This is a genomic window from Arthrobacter sp. CAL618 (genome assembly GCF_000468215.1).
Classification (GTDB): domain Bacteria; phylum Actinomycetota; class Actinomycetes; order Actinomycetales; family Micrococcaceae; genus Arthrobacter_D.
This window is the reverse complement of the sequence record NZ_ASZW01000066.1, coordinates 1-924: the sequence shown is the minus strand read 5'-3', so window position 1 is coordinate 924 and position 924 is coordinate 1. Positions and strand designations below refer to the sequence as shown.

The following is a 924-nucleotide window of genomic DNA, read 5'->3' as shown; positions in this document are numbered from 1 at the left end:
CGCGAATCCTCTGGGTTCCACTGGCCCGGCGGCCCCGGTGAACATCAACACGGCTGGAGTCGACGAACTGGAGACACTTCCGAGGATTGGCCCGGTGCTGGCAGAGCGGATCGTCCAATGGCGTGCCGCACACGGGGCGTTCACCCGGCCCGAAGATCTCGACGCAGTGCCAGGCATCGGTGAGGCCATGCTCGCTGCACTTCTCCCACTGGTCAGTGTCTAGGTCATGAGACCACGGCACAACTGGACGAGGTATGTCCGGGCCGCGACGGAGGGGGCGGACGCCCGAAGGGGCGCCCAGACAGGCGACGCACCGGTGGTGTGCGGTGCTGCTGCGACCGACCCTGTGGCAAGCGTCCCTGGGAGCGGCACTATAGCGGGCCGTGCGGTAGCGACCCTGACGGCGGCGCGCAGTCGAAGCACACCGATCGGCCCGCTGACGAGCTGGCGGAAGAGGTTTCTGCGGGAGAAGCGGGGTAGGGACACCCGAACAGGCGCTATCGAACCCCGTCACCGGGACTTACGGTTGTTGCCTGCCGCCGCGGTGGCGTGGATCACGGCAGCAGGGGTGACCCGGCTGGACGCCTCCTCCGCCCTGCTCGGCGCCGTGGTGTTGGCGACGCTGGCCCTTTGCAGTGTGATCGGCTGCCTTGCCTCGGGCAGAGTCAGGCGGGTGGCGGTACCCTGTGTGGTGCCGCTGGCCATCGCTACCCTGGTCTGCGCGCCCGCCTCAGCCAGCCTTGCCGCACGGACCTCCGGCCCGGTATCAACTGCGGTCCAGGAGCAGTCCGCGATCACCGCTGTTGTGCACGCGACGTCGGATGCAGTGATGATCAGCCCCGACCGGTTTACCGGATCCTCCCGGTTTATGGTGGAAGGGACGTTGACGGCTGGAACGCTTGACGGGGTCAGGTTCACGGCGGG

At 68.0% G+C, this 924-nt stretch carries 2 protein-coding genes; one reads left to right on the top strand and one right to left on the bottom strand.

Translation table 11 applies throughout. From position 1 onward, the window contains the following. Positions 1-223 (top strand): ComEA family DNA-binding protein (locus K728_RS0104000; protein WP_024475930.1); only part of this gene is annotated, 223 nt, incomplete at its 5' end. Positions 224-510: 287 nt separating this feature from the next. On the opposite strand, the gene K728_RS21155 is transcribed toward K728_RS0104000, so the two are convergent. Then, positions 511-924: hypothetical protein (locus K728_RS21155; RefSeq protein ID WP_035747090.1), on the bottom strand; the 414-nt coding region annotated here is incomplete at its 5' end.